Origin of the sequence: Pseudoalteromonas sp. Z9A6 (genome assembly GCF_011378805.1) — a bacterium.
In the GTDB taxonomy this organism is placed as follows: domain Bacteria; phylum Pseudomonadota; class Gammaproteobacteria; order Enterobacterales; family Alteromonadaceae; genus Pseudoalteromonas; species Pseudoalteromonas distincta.
Map to the genome: position 1 here is coordinate 40,466 of NZ_WTKZ01000012.1, position 18,313 is coordinate 58,778.

An 18,313-nucleotide genomic window follows, 5' to 3' on the forward strand; every position below is an offset into this window, starting at 1 on the left:
AAATGCAGACACCGACTACCCTCGCGTGTCTGCTTTTGCTTTCTCAGGGTGTATACGCCGCAGAGCAGCAACAGCAGACCGAACCAAAGCCACAGCCATGTAACGAACTTAAAGATGAGCAAAAAGAGCGCTGTGAAGCACTTGAGCATATTGAAGTAAAAGGCCAGTACATAGGCATAGAAGTACCCGAAGTTATTGGGCGTTCTTATTTAAACCGTGATTTTATAAACGCCACACCTAAAGGCAATGGCGATATAAATGAGCTAATTGCATTGCTCCCTGGCGTGCAGCTAAGTAACGAAGCGTACTCTATTGGTAGCTTAGCTGAGATCAGCGCGCCAGAAATATCAATCTCAGGGGCGCAGCCTTGGCAAACAGGGTTTTCGTTAGATGGGTTAAATTACAATAACCGTATAGACCCAGCAAGCAGCAGCCGATTAAGCTCTTCATCAGACGATGTGTCGGGTGGCGTACAAAGTATGAACGTGAACTCCGATATAGTTGAATCAATCACAGTTTACGACCATAACATACCGGCTGAATTTGGTGGTTTTTCGGGTGGTATTGTTGATAGTAAAACCAAAAGCGTATTTGCAAATAACAGCTTTAGTTTTGGCGTGCGGGGGAATCAAAGTAGCTGGGGGAGTTATCATTTTATTGAGGCTGATCAAGACAGTTCACAGCAAAATGTTGACCAAAGTACTCTTGAAGAGCCTAAATACGAAAAAATTAGCTATAACCTGCGTGCTAATAAACAAATTAATGAGCGCCATGGATTAATGATGAGCGTTAATTACTTAACCAGCGACATCAGCGATTTATCGCTAGGGGAAGTAAAAACCCAAAGCAGAACAAACATAAATGCGATTGTGAAGTATGGCTACCGAAATGGCTGGGTAGATGCACTAGATTTAACACTAATGTACTCCCCATACGAAGTTGATAACTTTATAACGGATGCCAAAGACAGTGACTTTCATTTAGAAGGCGGTGCTATTGGCGCCGTTGCGGCATTAACCGAGCATTTTGACTTTGCATCGTGGCACAGTAATCTTAATTTTAGTATGAGTGACAGCAGCCGAGAAGGCCCAGCTCACTTTTATAGCTGGCTACAAGCCAAAGGGAAAGATTGGGGGCAATACGCCGACCAAGGCGATGCGCAAACTCGTTACTCTCGCCAAGGGGGATATGGCGCCCTAGATAATACCCAATACACCACCAGCTGGAAAAACACCCTTGATTTTAAAACGCTGGAGTTTGCAGGCACTGAGCACCGCATTAAAGCCGGTATTGAACTTATTCGCCAAGAAGTAGAACGCGAACGCATACAAAATAGCTACAGCTACGACTCCCCTATTATATGGTCTAGCGCGAGTACGCCACTTAATTGCAGCGGTTACACACTTGATTGCCAAGCACTTCAAACCACTATTTCTATTGATGAGTTAGCAGCACAACTTGGTGGCGAAATTGATTTTAATAATCAATCGCACATTACTGCCTATACAAATAATGTAACCGCTACAGCGCAGTATTTTAATGGCCGTTTAGTCACCCCTGCCGAATACATTAACGTAACACTTAATCGTGCCTCGTTTTATGTAACCGATAGCATCACATTAGGACAGCTAAACCTAAACTTAGGTATGCGCTACGAATATGATGACTTTTTAGCAAATCATAATATCGCGCCACGTATATCGCTGGGTTACGACGTATTTAACGACAACCGCACTATTATTAGTGCAGGCGTTAACCGCTATTACGACTCTGCCATTATTGGTTATAAAGTCAAAGAACAGCAGCGTTTTTCATATCGAGAATACCGCCCAATTGAAAACGGTTACCTGCAAGGGTGGCTACCTTCTAACTATACTGGCGCGTTTAAGTACCACTTTGATGATGTAAACACCCCGTACGATGACGAACTCGCATTAGGTATTGCACATTCATTTGAAAAAGCAGGTAATGTATCGCTTAAATATGTCAAACGTAAAAAGCATCAGCAATTTTCTCAGGTTACCGATGAAGAAGCAGGTAGCGATGGCTATAAATATATTCGTATGACCAACGAAGGTGATGGTAGCTCAGAGCGCTATTCTATTTCGTGGAGCGCGCAGTTTGGTAGCCATTCATTATGGGCTAACGCCTCATACGCTGAAAACAAAGTCTCTAACGACGACTACAATGCCACTGCTGAAAATACCCCCCTTGACGAACTCGTTTACTACGAAAATGCAAGTGGCAGCGGCGAGCTTGTAACGCTTGGACAACTTGATCAAATTCGTACAAACTTTGGCACTCCGATTACCGGTGCGCTAGGTTGGAATGTTGATTGGAGCAATTCATTAAGCACAGGGCTTAACGTAACCTTCAGTGATAGCTACACCAGCGCAGTGAGTACCGGCGCAAGCGAAAGCATAGGCCTTGAACAGAGCTGTGCAAATTGTCCTGCAGAATCAACACTTGTTGATGTATACGAAGAACAAGAAATTCGTGCCAGAACCATGCTAGGCCTTAGCCTGCGCTATAGCCACAACCTAACAAAAACCCAGTCAGTTGAAATAAGAGCAGATATTTCTAACTTGTTGAATGCACGTACTTACACAGTAAACGAAGGCGCATCTGGTATTGAGCCTGGGCGTATGTTTTGGCTAGGAGTTAGCTATAACTATGATTAGGTTATTAAGCATTTTTTTTCTGTGCTCATTTAGCTTAAACGCCACACCAACAAGTAGCCACGATTTACGCTCACTGTATAGCAAAGGCCAAGCACACTGGCCTGCTATTCAAACCAGTGATGGCAGAAGCGTTGAGCCCATGTCGCTTTTGCCTGTAGCCTCGCCAAAACCTGAGCATGTTGCTTTAGGTGACAAGCTCTTTCATGATGTGCAGCTCTCGCGTAATAATACCGTTAGCTGCGCAACCTGCCATGAGCGCGACAAAGGCTTTCATGATGGCCGCACAACCGCAGTGGGTATTGATGGGAAAATCGGCACACGCAATACCCCTGCAATTTTTGGTATAGATCAGTGGCAAAGTTTTTTTTGGGATGGTCGCGCTAAAACAGCTGAGCAACAAGCACTTATGCCCATTAGCAACCCAATTGAAATGGACTTAGATCCACAAAAAGCTTTAATGCGGGTCAATAAAGATAAAAGCTATACGGCATTTAATAAAAGTGCTTTTAATTCAAATACGCTCTCTATGGCACAAATGGCAGAAGCCCTCGTTGCATTTGAGCGAACACTCATTGCACCTAATACTCGCTTTAAATCATTTATTAATGAGGTTCAGAGTAATCCAAAAAAAGCGCTGAGACGTTTATCCGAAAATGAATTAAACGGATTACATTTATTTAGAACCAAAGCAAAATGTATGACTTGCCACAATGGCGCACTATTAAGTGACAACCAATTTCATGGCACTGGCCTTCATTACTACGGCCGTAGTTTTGAAGATAAAGGCCGGTTTAATTTTACAAATAATCCAAGTGATATAGGGTTATTTAGAACCCCTTCTCTACTTGGTTTAACTGAAACATTTCCTTGGATGCACAATGGGCTTTTTGATGACCTACTAGGCATAGTAAACATGTACAACCATGGTGGAGCAAGACCTAAGCCTAGGAAAAGCCAATTAAACGATCCACACTTTCCTAAAACGACGAAATTGTTAAAACCATTAAAACTCACCAAGCAAGAGCGTTTAGATCTTGTTGCATTTTTACGGATTTTATAAGTTTTGTAATTGCTCTATCAACCATTTATGAATAGGGCTTTTATTAGTACGCGGGTGCCATGCGGCTATTACTTTAAATGTAGGAGGCAGAGCTTCTATTTTTAGCTGTTTAACTTTGCTGTTTGGTAATAATCTTGATGGGTAAAACGCGAGCATATCGGTTGTATGTAAAATGTCGGGCACCGCAGAAAAACTTGGTACCGACATAACAATATTACGTTTTAGCCCTTGGCTTTCAAACCACTGATCGTGCGATCCGCGCAAATTTGCACGAGATGGCGACACCACTAGCTGTGGATACTTTGCAAATTGCGCCAAACTCAAAGGTTCAGTGTAAGTAGTGTTACCTATACCGGTAATACACAAATGCTGTTCTTCAAACAAAGTGATATAAGAAAGGTTGTCGGGTATAAATTCTGGAAAGCTTATCAGCAAATCAAGCTCGCCTGCCGTTATAAGTTGATTAACGTTATCTGATGCAAAGTCGCGCACAATCAGCTTTAAACCTGGCGCTTCGCGGCGAGTAATATTAAATAATTGCGGCAATAAGGCCTGCGTGGCGTAGTCGGTTGCGCTTATGGTAAACACACCTTTATAAGTTTGCGGGCTAAACTGCTCGGGCTCTAGTAACGACTCTAATTGCTTTAAAATATTATTAATAGGTGCCTTGAGCCCTTGCGCTTTAGGAGTAGCAACCATGTTATTGCCTTGGCGAATAAACAAGCGATCGTCAAATAAGTCTCGTAGTTTTCGTAGTTGCTCACTAATAGCTTGTTGCGTTAACCCCATTTTTTTGGCTACTTGTGAAAGATTTTGCAGTTCTAATAAGCTACTGAGTACTCTTAACTGTTTTATATCGAGCCGACTGATACCATTCATAATTGTATGCTGCACAAAAAAGTATTGTTTCAAATTGTATCTTTAAATCTCTATGCTGCCAATGTTGCTTAACCACTATTTAAGCCTTTGTTTGCTTTATAAGAGAATTTAAAATGAAATCAGAATTAGTTAATACCGCTCCTTTATTCTCATCAATTGAGCTTGGCCCTTTTACACTTAAAAACCGTATTGTGATGCCTCCTCTTACTCGCTCTCGCAGCACTCAGCCTGGCAATATTCCTAATAAATTAATGGCTGAGTATTACTCGCAGCGTGCATCGGCTGGTTTTATGGTTACCGAAGGCACACAAATAGAGCCTCGTGGGCAAGGTTACGCTTGGACCCCAGGTATTCACTCGCAAGCACAAATTGAAGGCTGGAAAAAAGTAACACAAGCAGTACACGCTAAAGGCGGTGTTATTTTTGCTCAGCTTTGGCATGTAGGGCGCGTATCGCACACCACGCTACAACCAAATTCAGGTAAACCGGTTGGCCCTTCAGATATTATTGCTGAAAACGTAAAAGTATTTATTGAAACCGCACCTGGTGAAGGCGTATTGGCTGACCCAAGTGAGCCCCGAGCATTAAGTACTACTGAGGTTGGCGAGCTAGTAAACATGTATGCGCAAGCTGCACGCAATGCTCTAGAAGCTGGCTTTGATGGTGTGGAGCTTCATTGTGCTAACGGGTATTTAGTTAATCAGTTTATTTCTGAGCATACTAATAACCGTGACGATCAATACGGTGGAACGCTTAGTAATCGCCTGCGATTTTTAAAAGAAATAGTTGAAGCGGTAAGTGACGTTGTAGGCGCAAACCGTTTAGGTGTTCGCTTTGCTCCTTTATTTGAAAGCACAGATGAAACACGAGTGTATTTAGGGCTTGTTGAATCAAACCCTCATCACACTTATATCCAAGCCGTTAAATTACTTGAGCAAGCGGGTATTGCTTACTTATCGATTGCTGAAGCTGATTGGGATAACGCTCCCGATTTACCACTAGAATTTTATAAAGCAGTACGAGCTGAATTTTCAGGTCGCATTATTTATGCAGGTAAATACACAGTAGAAAAAGCGGTACGTATTTTAGGTGAAGGTTACGGTGATTTATTTGCATTTGGTCGCCCATTTATAGCTAACCCTGATTTACCAGAGCGTATAGCAAATAATTGGACGTTTAACGAGGCCGATGCAGCCACTATGTATGGCGGCACCGAAGTAGGTTATAGCGATTATCCTTTTTATCAAAAGTAATTAACCTGCAAAGCCAAGGAAGGCTTAATTACTAATTTCATATCCATTTTTTGTGACACGACTAATCATTTTGATATATTAAAACGTTCCTAAAATCGTCAAAAACTAGAGATTATGTCAAGAACCGTCAGTAAAATGTAAAAAGCTGTAAGCATAACTCCGTTTGCTGTTGTATGTCAGTTAACATTCAGTTTGAGCCGCTAGTATTGAACCCAGTTATGTAAAAACATAAACGAGGCAATACTATGAAACTTACTTTTTTACTACCTGCCCTGCTCGCCATTGGCACAGTATCAGGCTCTGCGCTTGGAGCACAAAACGAGCGAGAGAATGATAAAAGCTTTAAACGTGACCACGAAAAACGTGTTGAATATAAACGCGATGAACGCCGCCATGAAAAAAAGCAGCGTATTGAACATAAAAAAGAAAAACGAGAAGACCGTAAGCAAGAAAAACGTAAACTTGCTAAGTACAAACATGAAAAGCGTGAACTACACCGCTACAACCAGCGAAAATATAACTACTTAACAAGCCATCACAATTCAGTCGCTTACAGACAAAATCGATTTATAAACCATTTACCACGCAATAGCGCATCAATCAGATTTAATGGTATTTCGTTTACGTTTAACGACGGCCTTTATTACCGTAAAGCTAAAAGAGGCTACCATGTTGTTAAACCACCTAGAGGCCTGCGTATAAATACGCTACCAAGAAATTACAGGCATTTTAAACACCATAATACGACTTACTACACTTATCAAAATGTGTACTACATTGCGGATAATGATGGTTATACGGTTGTTGATGAGCCATCAACTCGCCTTAATCAGGCAGTAAAAGTGGGTAATGTGAATGACTATAGCTTGGGCCAAACTTACGACTCACTGCCTCAGGCTGCACAGGCCGTAATAATTAACTCGCAGCAGTATTTTAAATACGGCGATATTTATTTTTTACCGCAAATAAGTGGTGACGACATAAAATACCTTGCCATTAAGCTAGGTTAAACTCGCTATAAATTAAAAGGCCTTGCTACCAATAGCAGGGTCTTTTTCATTTCCCCTGTAGGTAATAACTTAAAGCAATAAAATCAATTCCCTCTCTAAGCATCAACATGTCTTAGTATTTGTAAGCTTTTTTGTTAAACTAGCTCGCATATTAATAGTGAGAGTGTATTTATGTCGGGTGAGTTTCCACGTGCTGGTTTTTGGCGCCGTTTTGCGTCGTTGGTCTACGATACGTTAGCCATTATTGCGTTTGCGATGTTAACTGTAGTGCTGTATTTATTTGCAGTACAAGGGCTTATTTCTCTCGATGTAATTAGTTTAAATGGCGCAGAGGATGTATCTGCCTTTATTCAAAATTCAAATCTTCTTTCGGGTATTCGTACCGCTCTTTTAATTATTGTTAGCTTAGTATTTTTTGGCTACTTTTGGACTAAAAGCGGGCAAACCATTGGCATGCGTGCATGGCGTTTAAAAGTACAAACTCTTGAAGGTAATTTAATTAGCTGGCCGCAATCAATTATCCGCAGCGTTAGCGCTTTACTCGGTTTAGGTAATTTGGTGGTGTTAGTCGATTTTAAAAACAAAAAGGCACTACAAGATTACATCTCTAAAACAGAAGTTATTACACTTACTAAAGAAGAGAACAGGCGTATTTATAGTGAGCTTGATTAATACCAGCTTTCCAAAACTGGTAATTAAAAAGCAAAAAGGGTGACCAGTGGTCACCCTTTTTAATGCTTTGAATAGGTACTCTATACCCGTTTATTCATCAAATATGTCGCAAAGCCTATAAATATAATACTGGGTAATACCGCCCCTATAATGGCAGGTATTTGGTAAACCATAACTACAGGGCCAAATATTTCATTAGTTAAGTGAAACACGATCCCCGTTACAACACCCATAATAATACGTGCGCCCATAGTAACGGTACGCAGTGGGCCAAATATAAACGAGAGCGCCACCAGCAGCATTACCGCTACAGATACAGGCTGCATAAGCTTACGCCACAGAGCAAGCTCGTAGGTACTGGTGTCTTGTTCGTTTTGCTCTAAATAAGTTAAATACGACCAAAGCCCAGTAAATGAGAGTGACTCTGGTTTTACCGAAACAACCCCTAACTTTTCAGCAGTCAATTGTGAAGGGTAAAACTCTTCTGGTAGTTGCTCTGTTGTGGTTTTTTCGCTCGTAATAATAACCTTATTTACATCACGAAGTAGCCAGCCTTCTTTTCGGCTCAGTGCATCTTTTGCTTTAGTGATTTGGGTAAGCTCTAACGATTTGTCAAAGTGGTACATGTGTACCCCATTGAGCCTGCCGTTTTCGTCAACATCTTCAATATTAATAAAATTGCTGCCGTCTTTAGCCCATACACCTTTTTGTGTGTTAAATACATCGCCGCCATGTATTGCTTGGTTACGCATTTCTTTGGCGTGTAATTGCGCTTCAGGTGCACCCCATTCGCCAAGTGCCATAATGCATACAGCCATAAATATGGCCGTTTTCATCACAGAACCAATTATTTGTAAGCGCGACATACCAGCCGCTTGCATCACTACCAGCTCACTGTTTGAGGCAAGTGCCCCCAACCCCGTTAAGCCACCAATTAGCGCAGCCATAGGGAAAAACACAACAAGATCACCAGGTATTGTATACAAAGTGTAAAGCATTGCGGTCATTAAATCGTAACTACCACGCCCTACCGACTTTAGCTGGTCGATAAACTTAATTAAGGTGCTAATACCAACAAGTACCAACAATGCAAAGCCGGTAGTTTGTAAAATACTGCGCCCTAAATACCAATCAAGTGTTTTCATCATGAGCCTAACTCCCGCTTAGTTACAACGGCTTTAAGCCAAGCGCCCAACGGTCGCCCTTTTATAATTAATAATCCACCTATAAACAAGGCACTTAGATGAATCCACCACAAGCCAATTGAAGGCGGAATTTTGCCATCTTCAACTGCAAATTTAGCGGCATTTAGTAAAATAAAATAGCCTAAGTACAAGCTTATAGCAGGTACTAGTTTTGCAAATTTACCTTGGCGAGGATTAACCACACTTAGCGGTACTGCCAGTAAGGTAAGTAGCGGAATTGATAACGGAATAGCGAGTCGCCACTGCCATTGAGCAATAGATTCTGGAGTATTAATGGCGAGTAATTGATTAGTAGGCACAGCCTCTAATTTACGGCGTTGATGCTCTATTTCTTGTTCTCGTATTTGTACGCTGTAACCATCAAATTCTGTTAAGTTAAGTGCAGGCGTTGTGCCATCTGTTTCGTAACGTTTACCGTCTGTTAGTACGAGCTGTTGCTCACCATTTACGGCTTCAACCACAACACCTTGCTCTGCATATACCAAGCGCGCTAAGTTGCCTTTTTCGCTATCGGGTAACTGTGCAACAAATACCTTATTGAGCTCTTTGCCACCCTTTTCAATATTATGAATAAACACCACGGCTTTTTCGTTACCGGTTTCTTGGAACCGCCCAGCTCTGAGTGCAGATAACCCCGCATCGGCTTTGGCTTGCTCTTTTAATTGATACTCTTGCTCGCTTGCCCACGGCGCTATATACATAGTCAGTGCTGCGGCTAATATAGCAAGCCCTACACTTGATATAAGTGTTACGCGCACAACATACCATTCACTTACGCCACAGGCTTTAAGTACGGTCATTTCGCTATCGGCGTAAATACGGCTGTAGGCTAAAATAATGCCTAAAAATATACTCAGCGGAAGTATTAGCGAGGCTAGTTGTGGAAGTTTTAATGCAATCATCGATAGCACTAATTTAGCAGGAATGCTGCCCTCAGAGGCATCACCTAAAATACCAACTAACTTTTGTGACAAAAATATTGTCATCAAAGTTAAAAATACGGCGACCTGCGATTTTAAAACCTCAGCGGTCAAATAACGGAAAATTAGCAATGCTCGCCCCTGTTAAACATGGAATTTCACTACGATAGTGAGAATTGAATAGTTAAATAGCTATTTTACCCAATTAATACCGGCAAATAGGCTATTATTATAAGCCATCAAAATTAATTATCCTACCTAAGTGCACGATATAATGTTGCATTAGTAGCCCTTAAGCATATAAAGTTCAATTACACAGTAAGAGTCTAGCAAAATCAGCTAAAATAAGAATTATCCTTACATAAGTTACGTAGATAAGACTAGAAAATACTTTTTTAGCCCCAACTTAGTAACTTAAACGACTCAAAACCAGGAGTAACAATGGAATTTAACGTAAAAAGTGGTAGCCCAGAAAAACAGCGCAGCGCATGTATTGTGGTTGGCGTTTACGAGCCACGTAGGTTATCCCCCATTGGTGAACAACTCGATAAAATTAGTGATGGCTATATCTCTAATTTACTTCGCCGTGGCGATTTAGAAGGTAAGCCAGGCCAAGTTTTATTATTGCATCATGTACCTAATGTATTAAGCGAGCGCATATTGCTTGTTGGTTGTGGTAAAGAGCGTGAGCTTGATGATAAGCAATATAAACAAATCATTTCTAAAACTATAAATACCTTAAACGAAACGGGCTCTATGGAAGCAGTCTGCTTTTTAACAGAGCAACACGTTAAAGGTCGCGACACCTACTGGAAAGTACGTCAGGCAGTTGAGACAACGCAAGACTGCCTATATACGTTTAACCAACTGAAAAGTAAAAAAGTAGACCCTCGTCGTCCACTTCGCAAAATGGTGTTTAACGTACCAACACGACGCGAACTAACTATTGGCGAAAGCGCTATTGAGCATGGTTTAGCCATTGCAGCAGGTAGTAAGCTATGTAAAGACGTAGCTAATATGCCACCAAATATTTGTAACCCTGTGTACTTAGGTGAACAAGCACAAGAGCTGGCAACTGATTTTGACAACATCACTGTTGATCTTATTGGCGAAAAGCAAATGGCAGAACTTGGTATGAATTCTTACCTAGCTGTTGGTCGAGGTAGTGATAACGAATCGATTATGTCGATTATTAACTACAAAGGCGCCGCTGACGACCAAGCCCCTATTGTACTTGTTGGTAAAGGTCTAACGTTTGATTCAGGCGGTATTTCATTAAAACCAGGCGAAGGCATGGACGAAATGAAATACGACATGGGCGGAGCAGCAGGCGTTATTGGCGCAATGCGTGCACTTGCACAAATGCAATTGCCGATTAACGTTATTGGTGTTTTAGCGGGTTGTGAAAACATGCCTGGCTCAAATGCGTATCGTCCAGGTGATATTTTAACAACAATGTCGGGGCAAACAGTTGAAGTATTAAACACCGACGCTGAAGGCCGCTTAGTATTATGCGACGCACTAACATATGTTGAACGCTTTAACCCAGATACGGTTATTGACGTAGCAACGCTAACTGGCGCGTGTATTGTAGCCCTTGGCGCGCATGCTACTGGTTTACTATCAAACCATAACCCACTTGCACACGATTTATTAAAAGCGTCTGAGCAAAGTGGCGACCGTGCATGGCAGTTACCGTTATGGGATGACTACCAAGATCAACTAGAAAGCCCATTTGCTGACTTTACGAACTTAGGTGGACGCTCTGCGGGTACTATTACTGCGGCATGTTTCTTATCTAAATTTACTAAAAAGTATAATTGGGCACATTTAGATGTTGCCGGTACAGCATGGCGCAGTGGCGCTAAAAAAGGCGCAACGGGCCGTCCTGTTCCTATGCTTACTCAGTATTTATTAAACCGAGCGGGTGTAAGCGAAGCTACGCACGATTAATAATCTATTTAACTATTTATAAGGCGCCATTTGGCGCCTTATTTATTTGTGTATTAATTGAAGCAAACCCCGTTATATGGCAAAATCTGCCTCTTAATTTGTGTATATCAATTTGGTATACATTCAATGTCATGGGAAACCCCGATACAATGAACATGAACGCTAAATTTTTCGTTCTAAAGCAACAAGATGAGTCTAAAGCGAAGGCTGACGATCATTTTGCATTGGCAGCTCAAATTGCAGCCGATCAGTATCGAAATGGGCAGCGTGTGTTTATTTGTGTTAACGATAACGAAGCAGCCTGTGCCATTGATGAAATAATTTGGGCATTCGATCCAGATAGTTTTGTGCCACATAATTTACAAGGTGAAGGCCCTAAAGGCGGCGCACCTGTAGAAATTGGTATTACGCCACCTGTTGGCAATCGTAAAGTTTTAATTAACTTGGCTACTCAGTTACCGGATTACATTCGTCGGTTTAACCAAGTTTTTGATTTTGTACCCGTAGAACCAGCTGCTAAGCAAGCAGCCCGCGAGCGTTTTAAAAAGCTACGCCAACTCGGTGCCAATCTCACCACGCAAGATATTAATAGCTAGCCAATCAGGCAAACTAACCAACTAATTTAAGTACTTATTTAAGGTTCTGTGTAATGGATAAAACCTACAATCCGCAAGATATTGAACAGTCTCTATATCAAGACTGGGAACAAAAAGGCTACTTTAAGCCATCTGGCCAAGGCGTACCATATTCAATTATGATCCCGCCGCCAAATGTCACTGGTAGCTTACACATGGGCCACGCCTTCCAAGATACAATAATGGATACCCTAACGCGTTTTAAACGTATGCAAGGTAACAACACATTATGGCAAGTAGGTACTGACCACGCAGGTATTGCAACGCAAATGTTGGTTGAGCGTAAACTGCATGCCGAAGAAGGCAAAACACGCCACGATTTAGGCCGCGAAGATTTTATTAATAAAATTTGGGAATGGAAAAAAGAATCTGGCGGCACTATCACTAAGCAACTTCGTCGCCTTGGCGCATCGGTTGATTGGGATCGTGAACGCTTTACCATGGACGATGGCCTATCTGAAGCCGTTAAAGAAGTGTTTGTACGCCTTCATAAAGAAAACCTAATTTACCGAGGCAAACGCCTAGTAAACTGGGATCCAAAATTACACACGGCTATTTCTGATCTTGAAGTTGAAAACAAAGACAAGCAAGGCCACATGTGGAACTTACGTTACCCACTGGCTGATGGCGTTACAACACAAGACGGAAAAGACTACATAGTAGTAGCAACAACACGTCCTGAAACCATGTTGGGTGACTCAGGTGTTGCAGTAAATCCTGATGACGAACGCTACACAGATTTAATCGATAAAGAGATTTTATTACCCATCGTTAATCGTCGTATTAAAATTGTTGCTGACGAACACGCCGATAAAGATAAAGGCACGGGCTGTGTAAAAATAACCCCAGCGCACGACTTTAACGATAACGAAGTGGGCAAGCGTCATCAAATGCCTATGATCAACATTTTCGATAAAGACGCCGCTATTCTTACCCAAGGTGAAACATACACCTTTGACGGTAAAGAGCTTGAGTTTGATGCACCAATACCTGAGCGCTTGCACGGCCTTGATCGTTTTGCAGCACGTAAAGCAATTGTGGCAGAATTTGAAGAACTAGGTTTGCTTGAAAAAATTGAAGACCATGGTTTAACGGTTCCTTACGGCGATCGCTCTGGTGTGGTAATTGAGCCACTACTTACCGACCAATGGTATGTACGTGTTGCACCACTTGCTGAACCTGCAAAAGACGCTGTTAAAAACGGCGATATTCAATTTGTACCTAAGCAATACGAAAACATGTACTTCTCGTGGATGAACGACGTACAAGATTGGTGTATTTCACGCCAGCTTTGGTGGGGTCACCGCATTCCAGCTTGGTACGACAGTGAAGGCAATGTATTTGTTGGTCGCGACGAAGCCGAAGTTCGCCGTGAAAACAACATTGCTGATAACGTAACGCTAAGCCAAGACGAAGACGTACTTGATACGTGGTTCTCATCAGCGCTTTGGACTTTCTCTACACAAGGTTGGCCAGAAAATACCGATGATTTAAAAACCTTCCACCCGTCTGACGTGCTGGTAACTGGTTTTGATATTATTTTCTTCTGGGTTGCGCGCATGATTATGATGACGCTGCACTTTGTAAAAGACGAAAATGGCAAACCACAAGTTCCGTTTAAAACCGTGTATGTAACTGGTTTAATACGTGACGATAATGGCGATAAAATGTCTAAGTCAAAAGGTAACGTACTTGACCCACTAGACATGATTGACGGCATTGAACTTGAAGACCTAGTACAAAAACGTACTGGTAACATGATGCAGCCAAAACTTGCCGCTAAAATCGAAAAAGATACGCGTAAAGTATTTGCAGGCGGTATTGAGGCACACGGCACCGACGCCCTTCGCTTTACACTTGCTGCAATGGCATCTACCGGTCGTGATATTAACTGGGACATGAACCGCCTTGAAGGTTACCGTAACTTCTGTAATAAATTATGGAACGCGAGCCGTTACGTATTAATGAATACAGAAGAGCAAGACTGTGGTTTTGCAAACGACGCACAAAAAGAGCTTTCATTAGCTGACCGCTGGATTTTAGGTCAATTTGAGTCAACAGTTAAAACCTACACAGAGCATTTAGATAACTACCGCTTTGACTTAGCTGCTAACACGCTTTACGAATTCACTTGGAACCAGTTCTGTGATTGGTACTTAGAGCTAACTAAGCCGGTATTATTTAAAGGTAATGAAGCGCAGCAATGTGGTACACGTAATACACTTATTACCGTACTTGAAAGCTTACTGCGTTTAATGCACCCAATGATGCCGTACATCACTGAAACTATTTGGCAACGTGTTGCACCTCTTGCAGGCCTTGAAACAACAAACACCAGCATTATGGTTCAGCCGTTCCCTGTATATAATGAAGCAAGCGTTGATGCTAAAGCGATGGACGACTTAGAGTGGGTTAAACAATTCATTTTAGCTATTCGTAATATTCGTGGTGAAATGGATATTAGCCCAAGTAAACCACTTAGCGTATTACTTGCTAATGCATCAAGCGACGACGTGCGCCGCATTGAAGAAAACAAATCATTTTTAGCATCACTTGCAAAAATTGAAGAGTTTACAATGCTTGAAAACAAAGACGGGGCACCTGCATGTGCGACTTCTTATGTTGGCAACCTTGAGATCATGATCCCAATGGCGGGCTTAATTGATGTAGAAGCCGAGCTTTCGCGTATTAATAAGCAACTCGAAAAAGCAGAAAAAGGCCTAGCACAAGTGCAAAACAAACTCGCTAACGAAAAGTTTGTTAATAACGCACCTGAAGCGGTACTTGCTAAAGAAAATGCAAAACTGGCTGAGTTTAGCGATGCTAAAACTAAGCTACTTGAGCAAAAAACTAAAATAGAAAGCTTATAAGCTTTCATAAAATGCCTATTAACACTATTTAATAGGCATTAAAAAAGCCGCTCACTTTAATTAAAGTGAGCGGCTTTTTTGTGCCCAGAGCCTAAGCTCTAAGCATTTATACAAATATTAGAATTTGTAGTTGTACTGAGCACCAATAAGTACTGCATTACCTTCTGACTCAAACTCAAATCCATCTTCTTTAAAGTTTTGAGTTTTACCGCGAATAATACTTACACCTAAATCAACATTTGATTGCTGGTCAATTGCGTAATTACCGCCAAATGAGAACCAAAAACGATCTGTATCTGGAATAGAGATAGATAAGTGATCTTGTGATACAGGTGATTCGTCGTAAGCAACACCTGCGCGTAACAATAAGTTTTCACTGTATTGATAATCAGAACCTATTGCGTAGCGCATAGAATCAGAAAAACTCTCATCTTTACTAAATCCAATAAATTTATCACCCGTCGGCGCAGTTACTTGCGCTTCTAATGATTCAAAACTGCTCCATCCTGTCCATAATACACTGTAATGTAGGCCTAGCTTATCATCTAACTGATGAGAACCAGAAAACTCTGCTATTGCAGGAAGCGTAATATCAACAGCTCCAGGATATTTCACCCCATTAGTACCACCAAAATTTGTTGGTAGAGCACTAGAGAAATCGCCATCAAATGTAATATCTGTTTCAGTACGGTAATTAAAACCAAAACGACTATTATCATCTAGCTGGTACATCAATCCCACATTTAAGCCGAAACCAGTATCATCACCTTTTAAATTTCTTGCTTCTGTTTGAGCTGGAAGAGGTAATGGAGTCTCACCTAAATGTCGAACAATTTCAGCTTCTGCATAAATCACATTCAAGCCAATACCATAGCTAAACTTTTCAGTAACTTTATAAGCAACGCTTGCATTTAAGTTAACAGTAAATATTTCTGTTTTACCCGCAATTTGACCTGCTGAGTAATCATCATCAAAGTCTGTTGATAAACCAAAGTTAGAAAATGCACCAAAACCAAGTGAGATTTTATCGCTGTAAGGCATAGTAAAGTAAGCTGCTGGTACCACTGCACTTGGTGCAATGCTATCGTCATCTAATGATGACTCATCAATACCTGCTGGGGCACTTTCACCTTCTAAGCTTACATCTGGAATTACGCCAATTGCTACAACGCTTAGTTGCTTCTCTTTAAATAAAGTCATTAGTGCAGGGTTACGTGCAACTACAGACGCGTCGTCTGCGATAGAAGCTTCACCAGCGTATGCACGGCCTAAACCCGATGCATTTTGCTCTGATAATTGAAACGCAGCTGCAAAGCTATCAGCTGAAACAAATGCAAGCGAAGCTGCAATAAGAGTTTTAGAAAATTTCATTGTTGAGTCCTTAACCAAACTGACTGTCTGGGTACTATGTGTGTTGTTATTAGGATTTAAAACGTGATTACACTACCTTAATTTTTTGTAAAAAACTCTATTAATACGTCAAAAGACAGTAAAAAACATGTTTTTTAACGGCATTTTAACAACTATTTAAAACTCATCGGATGAGAAGTGTGGTATTAGAGCAAACACTCTAAATGTAATTAGTTATCATTTAGATTGACTTGAAATTAGTAGCAACTTACACTCATTATAAAATCGCAATGGAAGTAAAACTGTGATCATTTTATTTATTATTACAGGGCTAATATTTTGTGGGGCGAGTGTGTTTTGCTTTTACAAAGCAAACTACTGTGCATGTACTCAAGCAGGACAATGCGATAACCCCGTAAACCATTATTGGCTAGGGGCAATGTTAAATGCGTTGATTTCTTTAGCGCTGTGTTGTTTTGCATTGCACGTAGAGCTAGGCACTTTGTTATGGTTAACACTGATGGGAAATTGCTTTTTGGGTGCGTTTATTTCTGCAAAACAAACTAAAAAAAGGCAATGCAGTAAGGCTAATTCAACAAATGCTCTTTTAGCAGGCGAGACAAATTAATCTGATAATCTAAGGGCTTAACACTTGATAGTATTTTAAGCTCTTGGGTGTGCTCACTTAAATCGATGTCTTTCGGTGTAACATGATGATTGTGCTTAGCATTATAAAATAGCTTAATTTTAGGTTTAATAGGATTTAATACGTTCCCTTCAAGCACTAAGGCTAAACGTTCATTCGTTAATTTTACAATAGTTCCTACCGGATGAACCCCTAAACACTTTATAAAACGCTGTACTAACTCACCATCAAACAATTGCTTATTGGCTAATAAGTACCGCAATGCGTTGATTGGTTCATCACCATCTTGATGCATTCTATCGGCAGTCATTGCATCGTACACATCTACAATTGCCATTATACGCGCTGGACGACTTAACTTCTCTGCCTGTAGACCTCGCGGATAACCAGAGCCATCTAAGCGCTCATGATGATTCACTATCATATCAAGCATAAGGGGTGTTATACCCTTCTCGCCTTTAACTAAACCCAAACCTTGCGCTACATGCTTTTTAATCGCTAAGAGCTCATTATTAGTAACCTTAGTTGGCTTTGAAAATATACCCTGCGGTAATTTAGCTTGGCCTAAATCATGAAGTAACGCGCCCATGGCAAGCTCTTGCACAACAGCCATTTTGTACCCTAAGTATTTAGCAAATACAGCGGTAAAAATGGCGCAGTTGATCATATGCCGCCAGTTATAGCTGTGTTTATCTTTTATACGAGTAAGAATAGTCATGGCGTTGGCGTTACGAAAAACTGAGCTGACTATTTCGCTGGCTATTTCATCAAGCACTTTTATATTAACACTCAGGCCAGATGTTAAGTCACCGTATAACGACTGTAGCTTTCGGCCATGCTGATCGTAATTGACACTCGCTTTAGCAAATTCTTGTTCAATTGAGATTGCTATAGGTGTTTTTTCGGCTTTTTGCTGGCTATTAGATGTTTTAGGTTTGCTTTGAGGCTTATATTTGGCAGGAACTGGGGCATCACCTTTAGCAAAATCTATAAGCAGCTCAAGCACCCCTTCAGACACTAAACGCTTAATAATAGATTTGTCGCGCACTAAGCCACTGGTCTTTATTTTTATGCTATTGATCCCTTCATGTTGCTTAGTAACGCTATCAACATACATACCAGGAGTAAGCTCAGATACGGGCAAAGTAATTAGCATAAAGGCGGGATTTTTCTATTAAG

The 18,313-nt window shown here is 41.1% G+C and carries 14 protein-coding genes; 9 read left to right on the forward strand and 5 right to left on the reverse strand.

The features are described from left to right. The first annotated feature begins 2 nt into the window (after positions 1 to 2). A complete protein-coding gene (locus GQR53_RS06970; protein ID WP_165743297.1) occupies positions 3 to 2,681 on the forward strand; it encodes a TonB-dependent receptor plug domain-containing protein in 2,679 nt (892 codons plus the stop codon). After that, entirely contained in the window at positions 2,674 to 3,741 is a 1,068-nt protein-coding gene (locus GQR53_RS06975; protein ID WP_165743298.1) for a cytochrome c peroxidase, read from the forward strand. Before GQR53_RS06970 ends, GQR53_RS06975 begins: the two co-directional genes overlap by 8 nt. On the opposite strand, the gene GQR53_RS06980 is transcribed toward GQR53_RS06975, so the two are convergent. Beyond that, the gene (locus GQR53_RS06980) at positions 3,736 to 4,653 is read right to left on the reverse strand and encodes a LysR family transcriptional regulator (RefSeq protein WP_206013204.1); all 918 of its coding nucleotides are present in this window, start codon (positions 4,651 to 4,653) and stop codon (positions 3,736 to 3,738) included. The two genes, GQR53_RS06975 and GQR53_RS06980, sit on opposite strands and share 6 nt — an antisense overlap. Before the next feature lie 80 nt (positions 4,654 to 4,733). Between GQR53_RS06980 and GQR53_RS06985 the strand changes: the two genes are divergently transcribed. From GQR53_RS06985 to GQR53_RS06995, 3 genes are all read left to right on the forward strand, one after another. Then, on the forward strand, positions 4,734 to 5,873 hold the full coding sequence (locus GQR53_RS06985) for an alkene reductase (RefSeq protein ID WP_165743301.1): 1,140 nt from the start codon (positions 4,734 to 4,736) through the stop codon (positions 5,871 to 5,873). A gap of 245 nt (positions 5,874 to 6,118) precedes the next feature. Next, the gene (locus GQR53_RS06990; RefSeq protein WP_165743302.1) at positions 6,119 to 6,883 is read left to right on the forward strand and encodes a DUF6515 family protein; all 765 of its coding nucleotides are present in this window, start codon (positions 6,119 to 6,121) and stop codon (positions 6,881 to 6,883) included. Between the two features lie 171 nt (positions 6,884 to 7,054). Next, complete coding sequence (locus GQR53_RS06995) at positions 7,055 to 7,555, forward strand: RDD family protein (RefSeq protein WP_165743304.1); 501 nt, start codon at positions 7,055 to 7,057, stop codon at positions 7,553 to 7,555. Between the two features lie 80 nt (positions 7,556 to 7,635). Here GQR53_RS06995 and lptG read toward each other — a convergent pair whose 3' ends face one another. Both lptG and lptF read right to left on the reverse strand, forming a co-directional pair. Further along, positions 7,636 to 8,703, reverse strand: a complete 1,068-nt coding sequence (lptG, locus tag GQR53_RS07000) for an LPS export ABC transporter permease LptG (RefSeq protein ID WP_165743306.1) — start codon at positions 8,701 to 8,703, stop codon at positions 7,636 to 7,638. Then, the gene (lptF, locus tag GQR53_RS07005; protein WP_002962016.1) at positions 8,700 to 9,812 is read right to left on the reverse strand and encodes an LPS export ABC transporter permease LptF; all 1,113 of its coding nucleotides are present in this window, start codon (positions 9,810 to 9,812) and stop codon (positions 8,700 to 8,702) included. Before lptF ends, lptG begins: the two co-directional genes overlap by 4 nt. 309 nt (positions 9,813 to 10,121) lie before the next feature. Between lptF and pepA the strand changes: the two genes are divergently transcribed. From pepA to GQR53_RS07020, 3 genes are all read left to right on the forward strand, one after another. Beyond that, positions 10,122 to 11,633, forward strand: a complete 1,512-nt coding sequence (gene pepA, locus GQR53_RS07010; RefSeq protein ID WP_039490278.1) for a leucyl aminopeptidase — start codon at positions 10,122 to 10,124, stop codon at positions 11,631 to 11,633. A gap of 149 nt (positions 11,634 to 11,782) precedes the next feature. Then, positions 11,783 to 12,229, forward strand: a complete 447-nt coding sequence (locus GQR53_RS07015) for a DNA polymerase III subunit chi (RefSeq protein ID WP_002962020.1) — start codon at positions 11,783 to 11,785, stop codon at positions 12,227 to 12,229. 53 nt (positions 12,230 to 12,282) lie between these two features. After that, on the forward strand, positions 12,283 to 15,138 hold the full coding sequence (locus GQR53_RS07020; protein WP_165743314.1) for a valine--tRNA ligase: 2,856 nt from the start codon (positions 12,283 to 12,285) through the stop codon (positions 15,136 to 15,138). A 117-nt stretch (positions 15,139 to 15,255) separates the two neighbouring features. Here the strand turns inward: GQR53_RS07020 and GQR53_RS07025 are convergent, their stop codons facing one another. Further along, the gene (locus tag GQR53_RS07025) at positions 15,256 to 16,509 is read right to left on the reverse strand and encodes an outer membrane protein transport protein (RefSeq protein WP_165743316.1); all 1,254 of its coding nucleotides are present in this window, start codon (positions 16,507 to 16,509) and stop codon (positions 15,256 to 15,258) included. A gap of 283 nt (positions 16,510 to 16,792) precedes the next feature. Here GQR53_RS07025 and GQR53_RS20840 point away from each other — a divergent pair, with 283 nt between their 5' ends. Continuing rightward, positions 16,793 to 17,116: a hypothetical protein gene (locus GQR53_RS20840; RefSeq protein WP_165725768.1), complete on the forward strand. Its 324-nt coding sequence runs from the start codon at positions 16,793 to 16,795 to the stop codon at positions 17,114 to 17,116. On the opposite strand, the gene GQR53_RS07035 is transcribed toward GQR53_RS20840, so the two are convergent. Continuing rightward, on the reverse strand, positions 17,076 to 18,290 hold the full coding sequence (locus tag GQR53_RS07035; RefSeq protein WP_165743318.1) for an HD-GYP domain-containing protein: 1,215 nt from the start codon (positions 18,288 to 18,290) through the stop codon (positions 17,076 to 17,078). The genes GQR53_RS20840 and GQR53_RS07035 overlap by 41 nt on opposite strands. Positions 18,291 to 18,313 lie beyond the last annotated feature (23 nt).